This window comes from Allocatelliglobosispora scoriae, from assembly GCF_014204945.1.
Taxonomy (GTDB): Bacteria; Actinomycetota; Actinomycetes; order Mycobacteriales; family Micromonosporaceae; genus Allocatelliglobosispora; species Allocatelliglobosispora scoriae.
Genome location: NZ_JACHMN010000001.1, coordinates 1080769 through 1099096, shown reverse-complemented (window position 1 = coordinate 1099096; position 18328 = coordinate 1080769). Strand labels below are relative to the sequence as shown.

Annotated in this window: 10 protein-coding genes; 7 read left to right on the top strand and 3 right to left on the bottom strand. The window is 70.4% G+C overall.

The window, feature by feature from the left end; all coding sequences use genetic code 11:
* The first annotated feature begins 27 nt into the window (after nucleotides 1-27).
* From F4553_RS04870 to F4553_RS04855, 4 genes are all read left to right on the top strand, one after another.
* On the top strand, nucleotides 28-1182 hold the full coding sequence (locus F4553_RS04870; protein WP_184832562.1) for an acyltransferase family protein: 1155 nt from the start codon (nucleotides 28-30) through the stop codon (nucleotides 1180-1182).
* A gap of 1178 nt (nucleotides 1183-2360) precedes the next feature.
* Nucleotides 2361-3476, top strand: a complete 1116-nt coding sequence (locus F4553_RS04865; RefSeq protein ID WP_246465816.1) for a sugar ABC transporter substrate-binding protein — start codon at nucleotides 2361-2363, stop codon at nucleotides 3474-3476.
* Complete coding sequence (locus F4553_RS04860) at nucleotides 3473-4273, top strand: ATP-binding cassette domain-containing protein (RefSeq protein ID WP_184832560.1); 801 nt, start codon at nucleotides 3473-3475, stop codon at nucleotides 4271-4273. Before F4553_RS04865 ends, F4553_RS04860 begins: the two co-directional genes overlap by 4 nt.
* A complete protein-coding gene (locus F4553_RS04855; RefSeq protein WP_184832558.1) occupies nucleotides 4270-5496 on the top strand; it encodes a sugar ABC transporter permease in 1227 nt (408 codons plus the stop codon). The genes F4553_RS04860 and F4553_RS04855 overlap by 4 nt, the downstream gene beginning before the upstream one ends.
* Nucleotides 5497-5590: 94 nt before the next feature.
* Here F4553_RS04855 and F4553_RS04850 read toward each other — a convergent pair whose 3' ends face one another.
* Nucleotides 5591-13504: an RHS repeat-associated core domain-containing protein gene (locus tag F4553_RS04850; RefSeq protein ID WP_184832555.1), complete on the bottom strand. Its 7914-nt coding sequence runs from the start codon at nucleotides 13502-13504 to the stop codon at nucleotides 5591-5593.
* Between the two features lie 277 nt (nucleotides 13505-13781).
* On the opposite strand from F4553_RS04850, the gene F4553_RS04845 reads away from it, so the two are divergent.
* The 3 genes from F4553_RS04845 (at nucleotide 13782) to F4553_RS04835 (ending at nucleotide 17104) form a co-directional block, all read left to right on the top strand.
* Nucleotides 13782-15434 carry a beta-1,3-glucanase family protein gene (locus tag F4553_RS04845; RefSeq protein ID WP_184832548.1) on the top strand — a complete coding sequence of 551 codons (1653 nt, stop codon included), beginning with the start codon at nucleotides 13782-13784 and terminating at the stop codon, nucleotides 15432-15434.
* Nucleotides 15435-15537: 103 nt separating this feature from the next.
* Nucleotides 15538-16446, top strand: a complete 909-nt coding sequence (locus tag F4553_RS42250) for an AEC family transporter (protein ID WP_184832546.1) — start codon at nucleotides 15538-15540, stop codon at nucleotides 16444-16446.
* Between the two features lie 94 nt (nucleotides 16447-16540).
* A complete protein-coding gene (locus F4553_RS04835) occupies nucleotides 16541-17104 on the top strand; it encodes a dihydrofolate reductase family protein (protein ID WP_184832544.1) in 564 nt (187 codons plus the stop codon).
* Nucleotides 17105-17171: 67 nt separating this feature from the next.
* On the opposite strand, the gene F4553_RS04830 is transcribed toward F4553_RS04835, so the two are convergent.
* The gene (locus F4553_RS04830) at nucleotides 17172-17456 is read right to left on the bottom strand and encodes a hypothetical protein (RefSeq protein ID WP_221469695.1); all 285 of its coding nucleotides are present in this window, start codon (nucleotides 17454-17456) and stop codon (nucleotides 17172-17174) included.
* A 37-nt stretch (nucleotides 17457-17493) separates the two neighbouring features.
* Nucleotides 17494-18261: a TetR/AcrR family transcriptional regulator gene (locus F4553_RS04825; RefSeq protein ID WP_184832542.1), complete on the bottom strand. Its 768-nt coding sequence runs from the start codon at nucleotides 18259-18261 to the stop codon at nucleotides 17494-17496.
* Nucleotides 18262-18328 lie beyond the last annotated feature (67 nt).

Genomic DNA, 18328 nt, shown 5'->3' with positions numbered 1-18328 from the left:
TGAGGTTCGGGGGTAACCCTTCCTGCTGTGAGCCAAGACCCGCGAACGTCGCCCCAGCGCCGCAGCCGGTACCTAGACGCACTGCGTGCCGTCGCGATCGTGCGGGTCTACCTGCTGCACTCGCTGTGGCTCGCGTGGCTCCCGGTCGTCTTCCCCTCGATGCCGATCATGTTCGCGCTCGCCGGCTACCTCACGGCCGTCTCGCTGGAGCGCGGCGGTTCGGTCAAAACCATCACCTCGCGGGTACGCCGCCTGCTGCCCCCGCTGTGGCTGCTCGCCGCGGTGGCGCTGCCGCTGATGCTGCTGCACGGCTGGATCACCGACCCCGAGCGGCCACTGCAATGGACCGAACTGGTCAACTGGGTGCTCCCGCTCGCCAACCCGCCGTCGAGCACCTGGGGCGGGCCCTTCGCGATGGCGCTGTGGTACCTGCGGGCCTACCTGTGGTTCGTGCTCATCTCGCCGGTGCTGTGGTGGGCCTTCCGCCGCTGGCCGGTCCCCGCCCTGCTGCTCCCCGCGACGGCGGCGGTGCTGATCAGCATCGGTACGCTCCCGCCCACGACCGGCCACATCGGCGACGTCTGCTGGTCGGTGGCGATCTACGGCAGCGCCTGGATGCTCGGGTTCGCCCGGCACACCGGGCTGCTGGAGCGGGTGGCGATCGGCTGGCTCGCCGCCGGATCGGCAGTGCTCGCCGTGACCGGGCTGGTCTGGGCCGACACCCACGGCGTCACCCTCGTCGACCCGGTCGCCGAGATGTTCTGGGGGCTGGCCTTCGTACTGATCGCGATGCGGATCCGGCCCAGCTTCGCCTGGCTCGACCGGGTACCGGGAGCCGCCAGAGTGGTGGACGTACTCAACGCGCGGGCCGTGTCGATCTACGTCTGGCACCTGCCGGCGCTCTACTTCGCGGGATTCCTCGTCGCGGGGATCGGGCCGATCTTCGCGGTGGGCACGGTGTTCACGGTGCTGGCGGTCGCGGCGACCGGCTGGGTCGAGGACCTCGCCGCCCGGCGCCGCCCGGTCCTGATCCCGGGCGCCCCGGCACCGCTGCCTGCTCCGGCTGCCGCCGCTGATGCTGCCGCTGCCGCTGGCGACCGGCCGATGGTGGGCGCGCGGGTCGGTTCAGCCGCGCCGGCCATCGCTGCGGCACTCTCAGCGACGACGGTCGGCGCCCGCTGAGGCTTTTAGCACCAACTCTTGAAGAGTTGGTGCTAAAAAGCGGGACGCGGGCGTTGCCGTTGCCCAGGGTGCGGCGCGGTGGCGCGAGACGTATGGGCGCGCGGTGCGCAAGGTGTGCGCGGTGGCGTCGCGGACCGGTTCGTCGATGAGGTCGGCGATGGAGGTGACCGGCGCGGTCGCGAGCCGGTCCAGCACGAAGACGCGCTGCGTAGGGCGCGGGTGTGCGCGGTGCGCAGGGCGCGGGTGTGCGCGGTGCGCAGGGCGCGGGTGTGCGCGGTGCGCAGGTCCGCTGGGTGCAGGGTGTGGGGTGCGTAGGGCGCGGGTGTGCGCGGCGCGCAGGTCCGCGGGGCGCTGGGTGTGCGGGGCGCAGGGTGTGCGGGGCGCAGGTCCGCGGGGCGCTGGGTGTGCGGGGCGCTGGGTGTGCGAGGCGCAGGGTGTGCGGGACGCAGGGTGTGCGCGGCGCTGGGGCAAAAGAGCGTGACGATGAGCCGGGCAGCAGCCCTGGGCGCGCACGGTGCTGGGCTCAAGGTTCGTGTTGCGTTGCCTCACTGGAGCGCATGATCGCGTTGCTTCCGGGAAACAGTCCCCTCAGCGATTCATGATCGCGCTATTTCCCGGAAGTAGGCCCCTCAGCAGCAGGCCGAGGGGCCTACTTCCGGGAAATAGCGCGATCATGCGCGGTCGGAGCCCGTAGGGGCCCGAGATCTGTGCCCGCCGCGGGCCGAGTAGCGACACTATGTGCCCGCTATGAGCAGGATTGCGTCGGGACGTGCCTGCCATCGATAGCAGTTGGCGCCACTCACGTTGGTGACGCAAATACAGCCCTCACCGCATTCATGATCGTGCCGTTTCCCGGAAACTGTCCCCTCGGTGGACTGTTGAGGGGGCTACTTCCCGGAAGCAACGCGATCATGTGAGCGCCAGCCCCGAGCGCGGCGCCCATCGTGCGCCGAACGGCGGGATGATCTCGGCGTTGCGGGCGGCGCCTTCGCCTGCCACTCAGCGCCATCGTCTCCGAGCCTGACTGTCGGCAGCCCGCCCCGGGCACCAACTCTTGAAGAGTTGCGGCGATCTTGGGTGGCTCGGGCGCCATCGCGGCGATCGCGTACGGATTGATCAAGGGCGTGTCCATCCGTTCTGCCTGCATGGGCCCGGTAAATGGGTGTAATTTACGCAATATGGACAGGAAGATTAGACGATCGATGGCTGCCGCCTGCGGGCTGCTCAGCCTCGCCCTCGTGGCATCCGCGTGCAGCAGCTCCGACGACAAGGACAGCGGTTCGACCGGCGGCGGGCAGACCGTCGACGCCGGCTTCAAGATCGGTCTGCTGCTGCCGGAGTCGAAGACGACCCGGTACGAGACCTTCGACAAGCCGCTCATCGAAGCGAAGCTGAAGGAACTCTGCCCCAAGTGCGAGGTCCTCTACCAGAACGCCGACCAGGACAGCGCCAAGCAGCAGTCGCAGGCCGAGGCGATGCTGACCCAGGGTGCCAAGGTGCTCATCCTCGACGCCGTCGACGCGAAGGCCGCCGGTGGCATCGTCACCAACGCCAAGGGACAGAACGTACCGGTCGTCGCCTATGACCGGCTCGCGACCGGCCCGGTGTCGTTCTACGTCTCGTTCGACAACAAGAAGGTCGGCCAGGTGCAGGGCCAGGCGCTGCTCGACGTGCTGACCAAGGGCGGCGACCCGAAGCGCGCTGACATCGTCATGATCAACGGCTCGCCGACCGACCCGAACGCCGCCGACTTCAAGGCCGGCGCGCACTCGGTCCTCGACGGCAAGGTCAACATCGGCAAGGAGTACGACACTCCGGACTGGTCGCCCGACAAGGCCCAGGATCAGATGACCCAGGCGATCACCGCGCTCGGCAAGGACAAGATCATCGGTGTGTACGCCGCGAACGACGGCACCGCCGGTGGCGCCATCGCCGCGATGAAGTCGGGCGGTTTCACCACCATCCCGCCGACCACGGGCCAGGACGCGGAGCTCGCCGCGATCCAGCGCATCGTCGCCGGTGACCAGTACATGACCGTCTACAAGGCGATCAAGCCGGAGGCCGAGATCGCGGCCGCCATGGCGATCGCGGCGGCGACCGGCAAAGACTACGTCGGCGAGGTCACCGTCAAGGTCAACAACGGTACGCAGGACGTCACGTCCGTGCTGCTCACGCCGGTCTCGGTCACCAAGGAGAACCTGAAGGACACCATCGTCAAGGACGGCGTCTACACCGTGGCTCAGATCTGCACCTCGCAGTACGCCGCAGCCTGCACGGCGGCCGGCATCTCATGACCAGCAGCGACGTTCCGGTGCTCGCCCTGTCGGGCATCTCCAAGCGATTCGGCGCCGTCCAGGCTTTGACGGACGCCGAGCTGGAGGTGCACGCCGGTGAAGTTGTCGCGCTGGTCGGCGACAACGGCGCCGGGAAGTCGACGCTCATCAAGGTGATCGCCGGTGTCGGCCCCGCCGACACCGGCGAGATCCGGTGGAAGGGCAAGACCGTCAGCATCACCAAGCCGGGCGACGCCAGCGGTCTCGGCATCGCCACCGTCTACCAGGACCTGGCGCTCGCCGACAACCTCGATGTGGTCGGCAACCTCTTCCTGGGCCACGAGAAGACCCAGACGGGCCTGCTCAACGAGATCGACATGGAGAAGCAGGCGAGCGAGCTGCTCAAGAGCCTCTCCGTGAAGATCCCCAGCGTGCGCGTACCCGTCGCGGGGCTCTCCGGCGGTCAGCGGCAGTCGGTGGCGATCGCCCGGTCGCTGCTCGGCGAGCCGTCGGTGGTCCTGCTGGACGAGCCGACCGCCGCGCTCGGCGTGGCGCAGACCGCCGAGGTGCTCGACCTCGTCGACCGGCTCAAGCAGCGCGGCCTCGGGGTCATCCTGATCAGCCACAACCTCGCCGACGTCAAGGCGGTTGCCGACCGGGTCGCGGTGCTGCGCCTCGGCCGCAACGCGGGCACCTTCCGCACCGACTCCACGAGTCAGGAGGAGATCGTCCAGGCGATCACCGGTGCCCTCGACAACGCAGTGACCAGGCGACAGTCCCGCACGTCGGGCGCCGCGACACCGGAGGAGACCGCATGAGCGACATCGCCGCCCCACCGGCCGCGGGACCGCTCGCCACGCCGCCGGCCGCCGGGCCGCTCGACGCCGTCAAGCGGCGGGTACGCAGTGGCGAACTCGGCGCGTGGCCGGTCGTCATCGGCCTGATCGTGATCTGGACCGTCTTCCAGATCCTCAACGACCGGTTCCTGACCCCGGAGAACCTCTCCAACCTGGCGTTGCAGATCGTCGGGCCGGGCATCATCAGCGTCGGCATCGTGCTGGTGCTGCTGCTCGGCGAGATCGACCTGTCGGCGGGCTCGGTCGCCGGCCTGGGTGCCGCGACCCTCGCCGTCCTCACCGTCCGCCAGGGCATCGCCGACGTGCCCGCGATCCTGCTGGTGCTCGCGATGGGCCTGCTCATCGGCTGCCTGCAGGGCGGGATCTTCGCCAAGCTGGGGGTGCCGGCGTTCATCGTCACTCTCGCGGGCAACCTGGGCTGGCAGGGCTTGCAGCTCTTCGTGCTCAAGCCCGAGGGGACGATCAACATCCCCTACGACGGGTTCATCGCGAAGCTGTCGAGCACGTTCCTCACCTCGGCGGCCGGGTGGATCATCGGCATCCTGGTGATCGCCGCCTACGCTGCGGCGGTGCTGGTGGACCACGCGCGCCGGACGAAGGCGGGGCTGCCGACGCGATCGATGGTGGCGAGCGCGGTCCGGATCGGCGGGGTCGCGGTGATCGTGCTGGCGACGCTGCTGGTGCTGGGGGGTGCTCGTGGCGTACCCCTCTCGTTGTTGATTTTGGTCGGGATCGTGGCGATCGTGGACCTGGTGCTGCGGCGGACCCGGTACGGCCGGGGGATCTTCGCCGTCGGCGGCAACGCCGAGGCGGCCCGGCGGGCCGGCCTCAACGTCGCCGGGATCCGGATCTCGGTCTTCGCGCTCTGCTCGATGTTCGCCGCGCTCGGCGGCATCATGATCGCGTCGCGCGGTTTCTCGGCCGGGCAGTCCACGGGTGCGGGCGACGTGCTGCTGCTGTCGATCGCGGCGGCGGTCATCGGTGGTGTCAGCCTCTTCGGCGGCCGGGGCAGCACCTACGGCGCGCTGCTGGGAAGCCTGGTCCTGGGCTCGATCAGCAACGGCATGTTCCTGCTGAGCCTGGACAGCTCGGTCCGCTACATGATCACCGCAGCGGTTCTGCTGGCAGCGGTCATCCTGGACGCCCTGTCCCGCCGAGGCCGCCGCAGCAGCGGCCGCGAGTAACGACCACATATTCGCGTTGATCAAGGGAAGACTCGCCATCTCGGGTGTCCGATATGCGGCGAGTCTTCCCTTGATCAACGCGAATTTTGAGCGGTTACTTGCGGCCGCCGCCCTTGTTGCTGCGGGACTGTTTGCTGCTGCCGTTCTTCTTGTTCTTCTTGGAGCGGTCCTTCTGGGCGTTGGCTTGGGCCTCGAACTTCTCCTCCCGCTTCTCCCAACGCCGCAGCGCCTTCTCCTGCTTCTTGGTCAGCCGCTTGTTGTTCTCCAACGCCCGCCTGATGTCGCCGTCGAGCCCACCCGCGTCGTGCTCGGACCGCATCGGCGATTCGCATTCGGGCACCGGCTCCACATAGGCCGGCGACGTCGTCCCGAAGGACCGCATCCGAGGCGGCGGGTGCTGGGCCATATAGATCGCGAGCAGTCCCAACGTGGCGATCACGAGAATCGTCGCGGCGGGAATGATCTCTAGGGCGAACAGGCCGGTGGGGTCGGTGGCGTCGACGGGGTCGTTGGCGACGTAGCTGTAGAGGTTGGTGGTGCCGCCGCCGAACCCGATCGGGTCGGAGCTGATGAACCGGCCCGTTCCCGGGCTGTAGTAGCGGTTGCGGTAGTGGTAGAGCCCGTTCCCGTCGTTGTCGCGCCCGGTGAACCCGGTCGGGCTGCTGCTCGCCGGTCCGCTCGCCGTCGTGGTGCCGAACGGGTCGTAGGAGTAGCGGGTCCCGACCGCCCCGGCCCCGTCGGTGAGCGCGACGACGCTGCCCAGCGCGTCGTCGAGCGGATAGCGGGTGCCGCTCGCGTCGGTGCGCGCGATCACCTCGTCCACATCGTCGCCGAGCAGGATGTTCGCGACGACGAGGCCGCCGCTGAGCTCCTGCACCGGGCTGTCGCCGTCATAGAGCAGGTCCGTCGTGGTCGAGCTGAGGACTTTGCGGGTACGCCGACCGAACGGGTCGTACTGGTAGCTCGCCGTCGTGGAGCCGCTGACCCCGACGAGCCGGTCCCGGGCGTCCCAGGTGTAGGTGTCGTCCCCGTCGCCGGTGAGGTTGCCGTTGGCGTCGTACGTCATCGGCGTGCCGTTCCACGATGTCGCCTGGTTGGCCGCGTCGTAGGCGGTTCCGCTGACCGGCTGCGGCAGGTCGACCTCGGCCCAGCTGCCGGTGATCGCCGATCGGCGCCCGGCCGGGTCGTAGGAGTAGGCGAGCTCGCCGAGGGTGGTGGCGCCGCGCTTGTGCGCCATCCCGGTGAGCCGGCTCGCCGCGTCGTAGGTGTAGCCGGTGCCGACCCCGTTGGGGTAGGCGCGTGACGTGCGCCGGTCGGCGTCGTCGTAGCCGTATGTTGTGGTCGCGCCGGAGCGGGTGATGCCGGTGAGCCGGTCGGCGTTGTCGTAGGCGTAGGTGACGGGGGGCTGCCCGGTGACGGTCATCGAGGTCTGCCGGTCGGCCGCGTCGTAGCCGTAGGTGACGGTGCCGCGCGGTGTCACCTCGGTGGCGAGCCGGTCGAGGGTGTCGTAGGTGCGGGTGACCGGGCCGCCGGGTGCGGTGCTGGCGGCGCTGGTCAGCCGGTCGGCGGCGTCGTAGCCGAACGTGTCGGCGATCGATCCGTTGTAGTCGACGCCGGTCAGCCGGCCGAGCGCGTCCCGGATGTGGACGGTGGTCTGGCCGCGCCGGTCGGTGTGGGTGGCCGACTCGCCGAGCAGGTTCCAGGTGTAGCTGTCGACCCGGTCGAGCGGGTCGGTCCTGGTGGCGAGCCGGTCCATCGGGTCGAAGGTGTAGCGGGTCGTGTTGCCCCGCTCGTCGCGGACGCTGGTGACGTTGCCGTTGGCGTCGTAGCCGATCGTGACCGTGGCGCCGAGGGCGTCGCGGAGCAAGGTCGGCCGGTCGAGGGCGTCGTAGCTGGTCCTGGTCACCGCACCGATCGGGTCCCGCTCGGTGACATCGCGGCCGGCCGCGTCGACGCCATAGGCCGTGATCAGCCCCAGCGGGTCGGTGACGGTGACCAGGTCACCGTCGGACCAGCCGAATCGCCGGGTGTTGCCGGCGGGGTCGGCGATCGCGGTGATCCGGCCGAGGAGGTCTCGGGTGGTGACGGTGGCGTGGCCGAGCGCGTCGGTCTCGCGGATCAGGTCACCGTCGGCGTCGTAGCCGAGGGTGGTGGCGTGGCCGAGTTGGTCGGTGACGCCGCTGGGCAGCCCCGGCAGCGCGGTGCCGCTGTAGGCGATCGTGACCGTGCTCGCGGCGGGGGTGCCGTGGGCGCGGGTGATCGACGTCGGGTTGCCGTCGGCGTCGTGCTCGATCGCGGTGACCCGGCCGAGCGGGTCGGTGACCCGGTCCACCAGGTGCGATCCGGCCCGCCGGTGGTACTGCGTGGTCCGGGCGAGCGGCGTCCCGACCGCCTCGGCGAGGGTGGCGAGGAAGCCGTCGGCGTCGAAGTCATAGCGGGTGATCCGACCGCCCGGATCGGTGACCTTGGCGCTGGTCACCTGGCCGGCGCCGGTCGGCGTGTAGTCCACCTGCCAGACACCGCCGTCGGCGGCCACCTGCCGGGTGGTGCGGCCCTGCGCGTCGTAGGTGTTGGCGGCGACGACGTGGTCGCGGGCGTCGCGGACCGTGGCGACCCGCCCGGCGCCGTCGTGGGTGTAGGCGGTGACGCCGCCGCCGGGATCGGTGACGCCGGTCAGATGGCCGGTGCCGTCGTAGGTGTACGACACGGTGCGGCCCGCGCTGTCGTCGACCCGGGTGACGTGCTTGCCGGTGCCGTCGTAGGTGTAGTGCACCCAGCGCCCGCCGGGTGAGCGGACGTCGACGACGTTGCCGGTGCCCCGGCCGCTGTCGGCGGTGAAGTCGCGGACGATGCTGGTGACGTTGCCGTGGCGGTCGTGGATCTCCTGCAGCGGCAGGTGGTCGCCGTAGACGTAGACGGTGCCGTCGGGGGTGGCGAGGTCCCAGCCGTCGGCGTTCCAGCTCAGCACCGCGTGGTAGAGGTCCGACGGGGTCTGCTGGGCCTGGAAGACCGCGTCGATGAAGCTCTCGCCGGACGAGATCCGGGTGAAGCGGACCTGGCTGCCGTTGGGCAGGTTCAGCTCCACATCGGAGTAGCTGCTGTCGGGCGTGAGCTCGTCGGTGGCGGAGGAGAGGAAGCTGCTGTAGAGGTCGTTGCCGCCGACGCCGAAGGCCCGGTCCACCGTGTCGCCGGAGCTGTAGCCCCGGGTGACGGCGAGCGGCGCCACGGGATCGTCGACGACGAGGTCGTCCTCGGTGACGGTGAAGCGGCCGGTGGCGAGGTCGATCGGGTCGGCGCACTGCGCTCGCGCCGGGCACGTGGTCGGTGGACCCGTCGACGCCGGCTGGCTCGGTACATTGATCATCACGCCGTTGAAGTCGGTGACACCGACACCGGGGTCGGGGACGACCTGGTGCCCGGTCGGTTCGACGACGCCGTTGCCGATGGTGCGCCAGCCGCCGAGGTCGTCCGGCCCGGCCTCGAAGTGCCAGTAGGGTACGCGGGCTCCGGCCGGGCGGGCGTAGCGGTAGTTCGGGTAGTAGACCTGGGCCTGGCCGCCGACGATGGTGCCGCCGGCGGGCTGGATCGTGTAGAAGATCGGTACGAGCACCCCGCGCGGCAGCGGCACCGGGGTGCGGGCGAGCTGGATCGGGGTGATGCCGAGCCGGGTCACCGGGTGCCCGTCGGCGTCGAAGACGGTGGCGCCCTTGGGCAGGTGCACCTCCAACCCGTGCACGGCGGGGTGGGTCAGCACCAGGTCCGCCGCGAGCGGCATCTGCACCGGCACCTCGTTGGCGGTGTCCAGCGGCGGGAGGTAGGAGGTGAAGCCGAGCGGGTTGTCCTGGCCGGGCAGCAGGCTGACCGGGGTGCGGAAGGCGCCGTAGACGACACCGCCGCCGCTCGCGGAACGGCCGTCGATGAGCAGCGACCGCGTACCGGCGGGCAGGCCTGTCAGGGTGAACCTACCGTCGGCGCCGGTGCGGGTGGTCCGGTTCTCGATGCGCAGGGTCACGTCGGCGAGCGGCTGGTCGGCGGTGGTGCGGACGCTTCCGGAGAGGCTGGTGTCCGCGACGACGGGGGTGGGCCGGGGCCGGGCCGGTGCCGGTGGTGCCGGTGCGACGGCGTAGGGGGAGGTGCCGTTGGGGTGCCGGAAGCGGGGTGCGGCCACCGCCGGGACCGGTCCGACCGCGATGGTGATCGCGCCGATGTCGCGGGCGCCGGGGTTGACGTGCAGCCGGTAGGTGCCGGTGCCGGGCAGCGTGACGTCGACGATGTTGCCGTCGTAGGCGTAGGTGTTGAACCACGTGACGTTGTCGGGCGTGATGAGGCTGACCAGGGTCCGGAACGGGGTCGGGTAGGTCACCGATCGGATCTCCACCCGGACCGGCTGCCCGGCGGTCGCCGGGAAGGCCAGGTTGGACTCCTGGCCGATCGCCGTGGTGGCGACCGTGACCGGGCTGCCGTTGACGGTCGTGGTCGCGGCGGCGTCGGCCGGCACGGCGGTCACCGTGGCGGTGGTGCTGCCGGAAGCGACGCCGCCGGGGTTGAACAGCAGGGTGTAGGTGCCGGTCGTCGGGAGGGTGAGCGCGTCCAGGTCGCCCTGTCCGATGACGCAGGCCGAGTTGAGGTGGACGTCGCCGGGGCCGAAGAGCTGGTAGAGGTGGCAGTACCCGATGTCGGCATAGGTGTTGTCGATGGCGAGGAAGACCCGCTGGCCCGCCGTCGCGCTGAAGGCCACGGCCCCGTTCTGGCCCACCGAGGTGGTCACGGTGGCGGGTCCGCCGCCGACCGTCGTGGTCGCGGTGGCATCGGCGGGTACGCCGACCAGCGTCACCGTCGTCGTCCCGCTGACGCCGAGGGCCGGGTCGACCGTGAGCGTGTAGGTGCCGTTCTCGGTCAGCGCCGTGGTGTCGAGGAAGCTGTCGGCCGAGCCGAGGCAGCTGTTGGCGACGGCGGTCGAACCGCCGGGTGTCCGTACCGTGGCACCGACGGTGCAGCTGCCCGCCGTCGAGGTGCTGAAGCGGACGAAGAGGCGCTGGCCCGGCGTACCCGGGAAGGTGATCTTGGCATTTTGGCCGAGCGCGGTGGTGAGCTGGCGCGCGGTCCCGTCGATCGCGCCCGCGACCGCGAGGTCGGCCGGGACCGCCGCGATCGTCGCGCGCAGCGTGCCCACGGCGAGGCCGTAGGGGTCGGCGAGCAGCGTGTAGGTCCCCGCCACCGGCAGGGTGACCGCGTCGGCGTCGACGGAGCAGGTGGTGCCGGACGCGCCGACCTGGCGGCTGGGCGTCCGGATCAGTGCGCCGTCGGGCCCGCGCAGGACCAGGTTGGGGCAGGTTCCCGAGTCGAGCGTCGCGACGACCTGGGTGTAGATCCGGTCACCGGCGGCGGCCGCGATGGTGAACAGGGCGTTCTGGCCCGGCGCGGTGGTGGTGAGCGTGACGCCCGGCCCGCCGGGGGTGACCGCGCCGGTGGCGTCGGGCGCAACGCCGATCAGGCTCGCCGTGGCGCTGCCGGCGACCCCGGTGGGCTGCTCGACGATGATGCGGTAGGTGCCGCGGACCGGCAGCAGAACGGCGTCGATGTCCCCGGCGCAGTGGACCGTCTTCGGGCGGACCGGGGAACCGGTGGGACCCTCGATCCACATCGTCGGGCAGCCGGTGTCGGGGTAGGCGGTGGTGACGTTGCCGCGGATCCGCTGCCCCGAGCTGCCGGTGAAGGTGAAGACCGCCCGCTGCCCGCCGCCGGGTGACAGGGTGACGGCGGTGCCGTCGATGGCGACCTGCCCGGTCGGGTCCGCCGCCACGACGTGCGGGGTGATCGTCAGCGAGCCGGTCGAGTCGCCCGACGGGTCGATGGTGACCTCGTAGGTCGTGGCGTCGGGAGCGGAGAAGGCGGTGGTCTGGGCGCCCGCGGCGAGGCATCCGTTGCGCCACAGCAGCCGCCGACCGGGTGCGTAGACGCGTACGGTGGCGCAGGTGACGAACGTGCTGGCGGGGAACTCCAGGCGTACCCGAGCTCCGGCGGCGGCCTCCAGCATCGCCACCGACACCTTCTGCGCGGCCGCGACCGGCACCGCCGTGGCGGTCTCGGGCGTCAGCAGTGCCGTCGTCGCCACATCGGCGGCGATGTAGGGCGCGGGCGCGGTGACGACGGTGCCGGTCGAGGCGGTCTCGCCCGCCGGGGTGCGGACCCGCAGCCGGCCCGCCGACGAGAACGGCGGTACGGAGACCGTCAGCGTCGTCGCGGTCGCGGCGGTCACCACGGCCCGGGTACCGCCGAGCGAGACGACGTTGTTGCCCGGGACCGGGTCGAACCCGCTGCCGGTGACGGTGAACGACCCGTCCCTGCTGACGATCGACGGGTTGATCGAGGAGATCACCGGCGGGGTGATCGGGGTGACGGTGAACGAGCCGGCCGAGACCGAGCCGCCGCCGGCCGTGACGGTCAGCGTGCCGGTCGTGGCGCCGCTGGGGACGGCGACCCGGATCCGGTTGCGGGTCACTTCGGCCGGGGTGGCGGCGGTGCCGTTGAACGAGACCGTCGCGTTGCTCGCGAAGTTGGTGCCGGAGATGGTGACCTGGCCGCCGACGGGGGCCGACGGCGGGGCGACGCCGACGACGGCGAGCTGGTTGGCGGCGAGCCGGACGATGCCGGTGAGGTTGCCCGCCGCGTCGTAGCTGTAGCGGGCCGCCGCCCCGGTCTCGTCGAACGCGCCGACGAGGCGGCCGTCGGCGTCGTGCGCGAAGGTGGCGGGGTCGCCGTCGAGGGGCGCGGCGGTGAAGTAGCCCGCCGCGTCGGCGAGCACGTGGACGGTGCCCGACGATCCGTTGTAGACACTGATCTTCCCGTTGCCGCCGAGGGTGGCGGCGACGAGGTTGGGCACGGTCTGTCTGGCGGTGAAGTTGAGGTTGGAGGCGTTGGGCCGGGTCACGCCGTCGGGGTGCACGATCAGGTAGCCGCCGGTCGACGGCTGCGTGGCGGTGACGTTGAGCAGGACGGCCGACGCTCCGCTCGCCGGTACGCCGCCGACCCCCGCCACCTGCACGTGGATCGTCGCACCGGCCGCGATCGGCACCCCGTTGAACCCGCCGGTCGTGCCCCGGGTGTCGAGGACCCGGGCCGGGGCGAGCGGGGTGTAGCCGCCGGTGGCGGGTGTGCCCGCGACGAAGTAGCCGGCGGCGTCGGCGAGGACGTGCACGGTGCCCGACGATCCGTTGTAGACGCTGACCCTGCCGTTGGCGCCCAGGGTGGCGGCGACGAGGTTCGGCACGGTCTGCCCGGCCGAGAAGTTGACGTTGGAGGCGTTGGGCCTGGTCGCGCCGTCGGGGTGCACGGTGAGGTAGCCGCTCGCGGCGGGCTGGGTCGCGGTCACGTTGATCAGCACGGCGGCGGCACCCGTCGCCGGTACGCCGCCCGCGCCCGCCACGGTCACCGTGATCGTCGCGCCGGGCGCGATCGGGGTGCCGTTGAAGCCGCCGATGGCGCCCCGGGTGTCGAGGACCCGGGCGGGGGAGAGCGGCACGTATCCGCCGGGGCCGGGCGTACCGGTGGTGAAGTAGCCGGCCACGTCGGCGAGGACGTGCACCGTGCCGGTGGACCCGTTGTAGAAGCTGACCTTGCCGTTGCCGCCGAGGGTGGCGGCGACGAGGTTGGGCACGGTCTGCCCGGTGGTGAAGTTGAGGTTGGAGGCGTTGGGCCGGGTCACGCCGTCGGGGTGCACGATCAGGTATCCGCCTGCCGTGGACTGCGTGGCGGTGACGTTGAGCAGCACGGCCGCCGCTCCCGTCGCCGGTACGCCGCCCGCGCCCGCCACGGTCACCGCGATCGTCGCGCCCGCCGCGATCGGCACCCCGTTGAAGCCGCCGGTCGTGCCTCGGGTGTCCAGCAGCCGGGCGGGCGGCAGGGCCACGTAGCCGCCGGGGCCGACCCCGGCCACGGCCGGCGGCGCGGCCGACGGTGTGGTGGCGGTCCCGGCGTGCGCCGGTACCGCGTGGATCAGTCCTGCCACGAGCGTGATCGTCAGCGCCCCGGCCATCCGGCGAATAGCTGCACCCATGCGCGTGTCTGACGGACGACGCGGATTCGATCGATGACCTCCATTGACTGAAATGTTTCTTACGAGTTACCGTGAGAGCGCTCTCGCACCCCGATGGATATCCTTAACCGCGTTGTGTGAGAGCGCTCTCACGGCCTGGGTACCGTGAGAAATCACCCAGTCCCGCCGCGTACGACGCCGCCCGGCGTCCGCGCGGCCACCCGCCAGCGAAATGCGAGGACACATCGGTATGCGTACCTCCAGAAAGCTCCTCGGCGCGCTCGCCGCGACCGCCATGGCCGTCCCCATGGCGATCGCCGCAGCCGCCACCCCGGCCCACGCGATCGGGCCCGCGCTGCTCCCCGTCACGGTCACCAACAGCACCGGCCGTGGCGACGCGGTCTACCTCTACGTCATCGGCGTCAACCTGAGCAACGGGCGCCTGGGCTACGTCAACGGCGGCGGCACCTTCACCGCCTGGAGCGGCGGGCAGCTCCCGCCCTCGCCCGCGCCGGATGTCGCGATCGGCGGCCCCGGCAACGGCGGCAGCACCACGATCAACGTCCCGCGCGGCTTCTCCGGCCGGGTCTACTTCTCCTTCGGTGAGAAGCTCAAGTTCTTCCTCACCCCGGACGGCCTGGTCCAGCCCGCACCGTGGGCGGCCGGCGACCCCAACCAGAACATCCTGTTCGACTGGAGCGAGTTCACCTACAACGACGCCGGGCTCTGGCTCAACAGCTCGCAGGTGGACATGTTCGCCGTGCCGCACGCCGTCACCGTCACCGGTGCCAACGGCGTCACCAAGCGCACGGGCGACGTCGTCAACAACGGCCGCGACACGATCATCAACACGATCAAGGCGCAGTCCGGCTGGGCGAACACCGGCTACACCCGCTCCGACGGCACCGTGCTGCGGATGCTCGCCCCGGGCAAGGCCGCCGGTGCGGGCCTGTTCAGCGCGACCTACTACGACAGCTACATCACCTCGGCGTGGAACGCCTACGCGTCCAAGACGCTCACCGTGGTGCCCTTCGGGGACCAGCCGAACACCAAGTTCTTCGGCCGGACCAGCGGCAACGTCATGAACTTCACCAACACCAGCGGCGCACAGGTGGCCTCGTTCAACAAGCCCAGCAGCGCCAACGTGTGGGGCTGCGACGGCAACCTCGCCGCGCCCAACGACCTCATCGTCGGGCCGATCTCGCGGACGCTCTGCGCCGCCCTCAACCGGGGCACGCTCGGCACCATCGACACCCAGCCGAGCCTCAACGCGGGCGACTTCTACAAGAACAACCCCGCCAACCAGTACGGGAAGATCATCCACGCGAACATGGTGGACGGTAAGGCGTACGCGTTCGCGTTCGACGATGTCGGCGCCTTCGAGTCCCTCGTCAACGACGGCGACCCGCGCGCGGCCGGGATCATCCTCAGCCCGTTCGGCGCCGGTGGTGGCGGAGGCGGCACGATCCCGTCGAACACCTGGAACACCGTGATCAACAAGACCAGCAACAAGTGCGTCGACGCCCGCTCGTCGGGGACCGCCAACGGCACCGTGATCCAGCAGTACACCTGCAACAACTCCTACGCCCAGCAGTACCAGTTCCAGCCGACCAGCGGCGGATACGTGCGGATCAACAACCGCAACAACTCCGCCCAGGTGCTCGACGTGGCCGGCGTCTCGACCGCCGACAACGCCCTGATCAACCTGTGGAACTACGTCGGCGGCAACAACCAGCAGTGGCTGCCCGTCTCCGAGGGCGGCGGCTACTTCCACTTCGTCGCCCGGCACAGCGGCAAGTGCCTGGACGTGCCGGCGGCCTCGACCGCCGACAGCGTCCAGCTGGTGCAGTACGCCTGCAACGGCACCGGGGCGCAGTCGTTCCGGCTCGCCGTCCAGCCGTAGCGCCCTGCGGTGATCGTCAGGCCGTCACACCCGAGCGGTGTGGCGGCCTGACGCGATCGTGGCCTGTATAGGCTCGGGCCCGGTCGGCACGAGGAGGCCTTACGTGATCGCGGCCTTCATCCCGATCTGGGTCCTGACGCTGCTCGGCTACCTTGCCGGGCGCTACCGGCTGCTCGGCACGGACGCCGACCGGGTCCTCGGCGGCTTCGTCTTCCACCTGGCGATGCCCGCCGCGCTCTTCACCGCCCTGTCCCGGGCCACCCTGTCGGTCAGCGGGCCCGCGCTCGGCGCCTTCGCCGCCAGCACCCTGGTCGTGATGGGCTCGGGATTCTGGCTCAGCAGCCGGATCTTCCGCCGCAAGCCCGGCGAGGCGACGATCGCCGCGATGGCGGCCGGCTACATCAACTCCGCGAACCTCGGGATACCGATCGCCCTCTACGTGCTGGGCAACGCGGCCTTCCTCACCGGAGTGCTGCTCTTCCAGGTGCTCATCGTCACCCCGGTCATCCTGCTGCTGCTCGACCGGGGCGGCGATCGGCGGTTCAGCCTCGGGCGGCTCGCCGCGATGCCGCTGCGCAACCCGGTCATCATCGGGCTCGCGGCCGGTGCGGTCTGCTCGGTGACGGGGTGGCTGCCGCCGGTCGCGGTCACCGGGCCGCTCGAGCTCCTCGGCGCCGCTGCGGTCCCCACGGCGCTCGTCGCGCTCGGGCTCTCCCTGACGGTACGCGGGCCGGCGCTCGCGGGTGAGCGCAGCGAGATGGCCGCGCTGTCGGTGCTGAAGCTGGTCGGGCAGCCGCTGGTGGCGTACCTGGTGGGGATCGCCCTGGATCTGAGCCGGACCGACCTGCTGGCGCTGGTGGTCTGCGCGGCGCTGCCCACCGCCCAGAACACCTATATCTTCGCCCGCGAATACGACCAGGGATCCTCGATCGCCCGGCGGACCGTGATCGCGACGACCGCCCTGTCGATGGTCACCCTCGCCGTCATCGACTGGTGGCTGCACCCGGCATAGCGAACGCTCATTTCTGGTGCCTTTCACATGTCGAGAACCGGGTCCCGGCTCCGACCTGGGGGTGTAGATGTGGTGAGCGGGATGGGAGCCTGACATGCGGAAGATCATTTACTGGGTGCACAGTTCGGTGGACGGGTTCATCAACGGGCCAGAGGGGGAGTTCGACTGGCCGGTGCTGGGGCCGGAGCTCTTCGCGTACTCCGACGGCCTCAACAAGCGGGTCGACACGCTGCTCTACGGGCGGGCGGTCTGGGAGATGATGGTCGGCTTCTGGCCGCAGGCTGAGTCGGCCGTCGACGATTCGCACGTGCGGTCGTTCGCGCCGTTCTGGCGGGCCACGCCGAAGGTCGTGTTCTCGCGGAGCTTCGCCGGTGACGAGTGGACCAGCCGGGTCATCGGGGCCGACGGGCTCGCCGACGAGGTCGCGGCGCTGAAGGCCGGCGACGGCGAAGATCTGCTGCTCACGGGCGGTTCCGGACTCGCGGCGGTGCTGACGGGGCTCGGGTTGATCGACGAGTACCACGTCGCCGTACACCCGGTGGTCCTCGGTGGTGGACGGCCGCTGTTCGCCGAGCCGGGGGAGCGGATCCGCCTGCGCGCGGTCGAGTCGAGGCTCGTCGACGGCGCGGTGGTGGTGACCCACTACGAAAGGCCGTGATTTCTAGATCTTGTGCGTTTTCCGTCGCTCTGGCGACGGAAACGCACAAGATCTACGAATAATGCGCTCAGAAGGGCGCGAGATCCTCGCCGAGCAGGGCCAGGACGCTGGCCTTCGACCCGCCCTTGAGGCTCTGGACGAGCACCTTGGCCGTGCGGCCGTCAGGCATCTCCAGCGTCAAGGTCTTTCCGACCGGACTCTTGATGCTGGGAGAATCGGCGCCGGGACGGAAGTCGCCGGCCCATGGAGGAATGCCGCCCTTGCGGGCAGGCTCGGTGAAGAGGGCGACTGTGCCGGACGTTCTCGTGCCGTCTGCGGACAGCAGCACTGCGGGACTTCGATAGGTAGCCATGTACCTGCGATCTTACATTGGTTGCTGGTTGTTTCAATCACCTTGCGGTGTGAGGAATGACCGCTGCCGAGGAGCGGTGCTCTACGTAGGCTTCGACCCCGTCGAGCAGGAGCTTCAGTCCGAATTCCAGTTCCATCAGCCGTTGTCCTGCGGCGCCGTACTCCTCGGTGCTGCTGGGTGTCGACACGGCGTGGAGGGCGGGGAAGCGGTCTGCGGTGATGACGCGGGACATGGCTTCGGCGATGTCGGCGGTCTCCTGCGCGGATGTGGCTGTGGTGAGGTCGAGTGCCATCGCGGCCTGGCCGCGGACGGAGCCGATGACGTAGAGGCCGAGCGACAGGACTTCGCCGCCGGCGAGTCCGCTGCGGATCAGAGCCTGCAGGGCCGCCTCGAACCAGGCCAATTGGTGGGGGCCGAGCGGGGGGTTGAGGGTGGGGACCTTGAGGACCCATGGGTGTGCGTGGTAGAGCTCCCAGGTAGCCCGGACCCAGCGTTCCAGCTCCTCACGCCAGGTGTCGCCGACCTGGGGTTGCGGTGGCGGCGGGGTCGCGGCGTCGATCATCAATTCGATGAGCTGGTCCTTGCCCGGTACGTAGTTGTAGATCGACATGGTGGTATAGCCGAGATCGCCGGCGACCCGCTGCATGGACAGTGCGTTGATGCCTTCCGCGTCGGCTATGGCGAGTGCTGCGCGCGTGATCTTCTCCAGGTCGAGTCCCGGCCGAGGGCCGCGGGTGCCGCGTGGCGTGTCCTTGCCCCATAGAAGATCGACGGTGCGGAGGACTCCGCCGGTGTCGCGCGACATCTGGCTCCTATCGGAAAAGTGTCAGGACCGGTCCCCATCGTAGAACTCTGTATGCGGTACATTATTT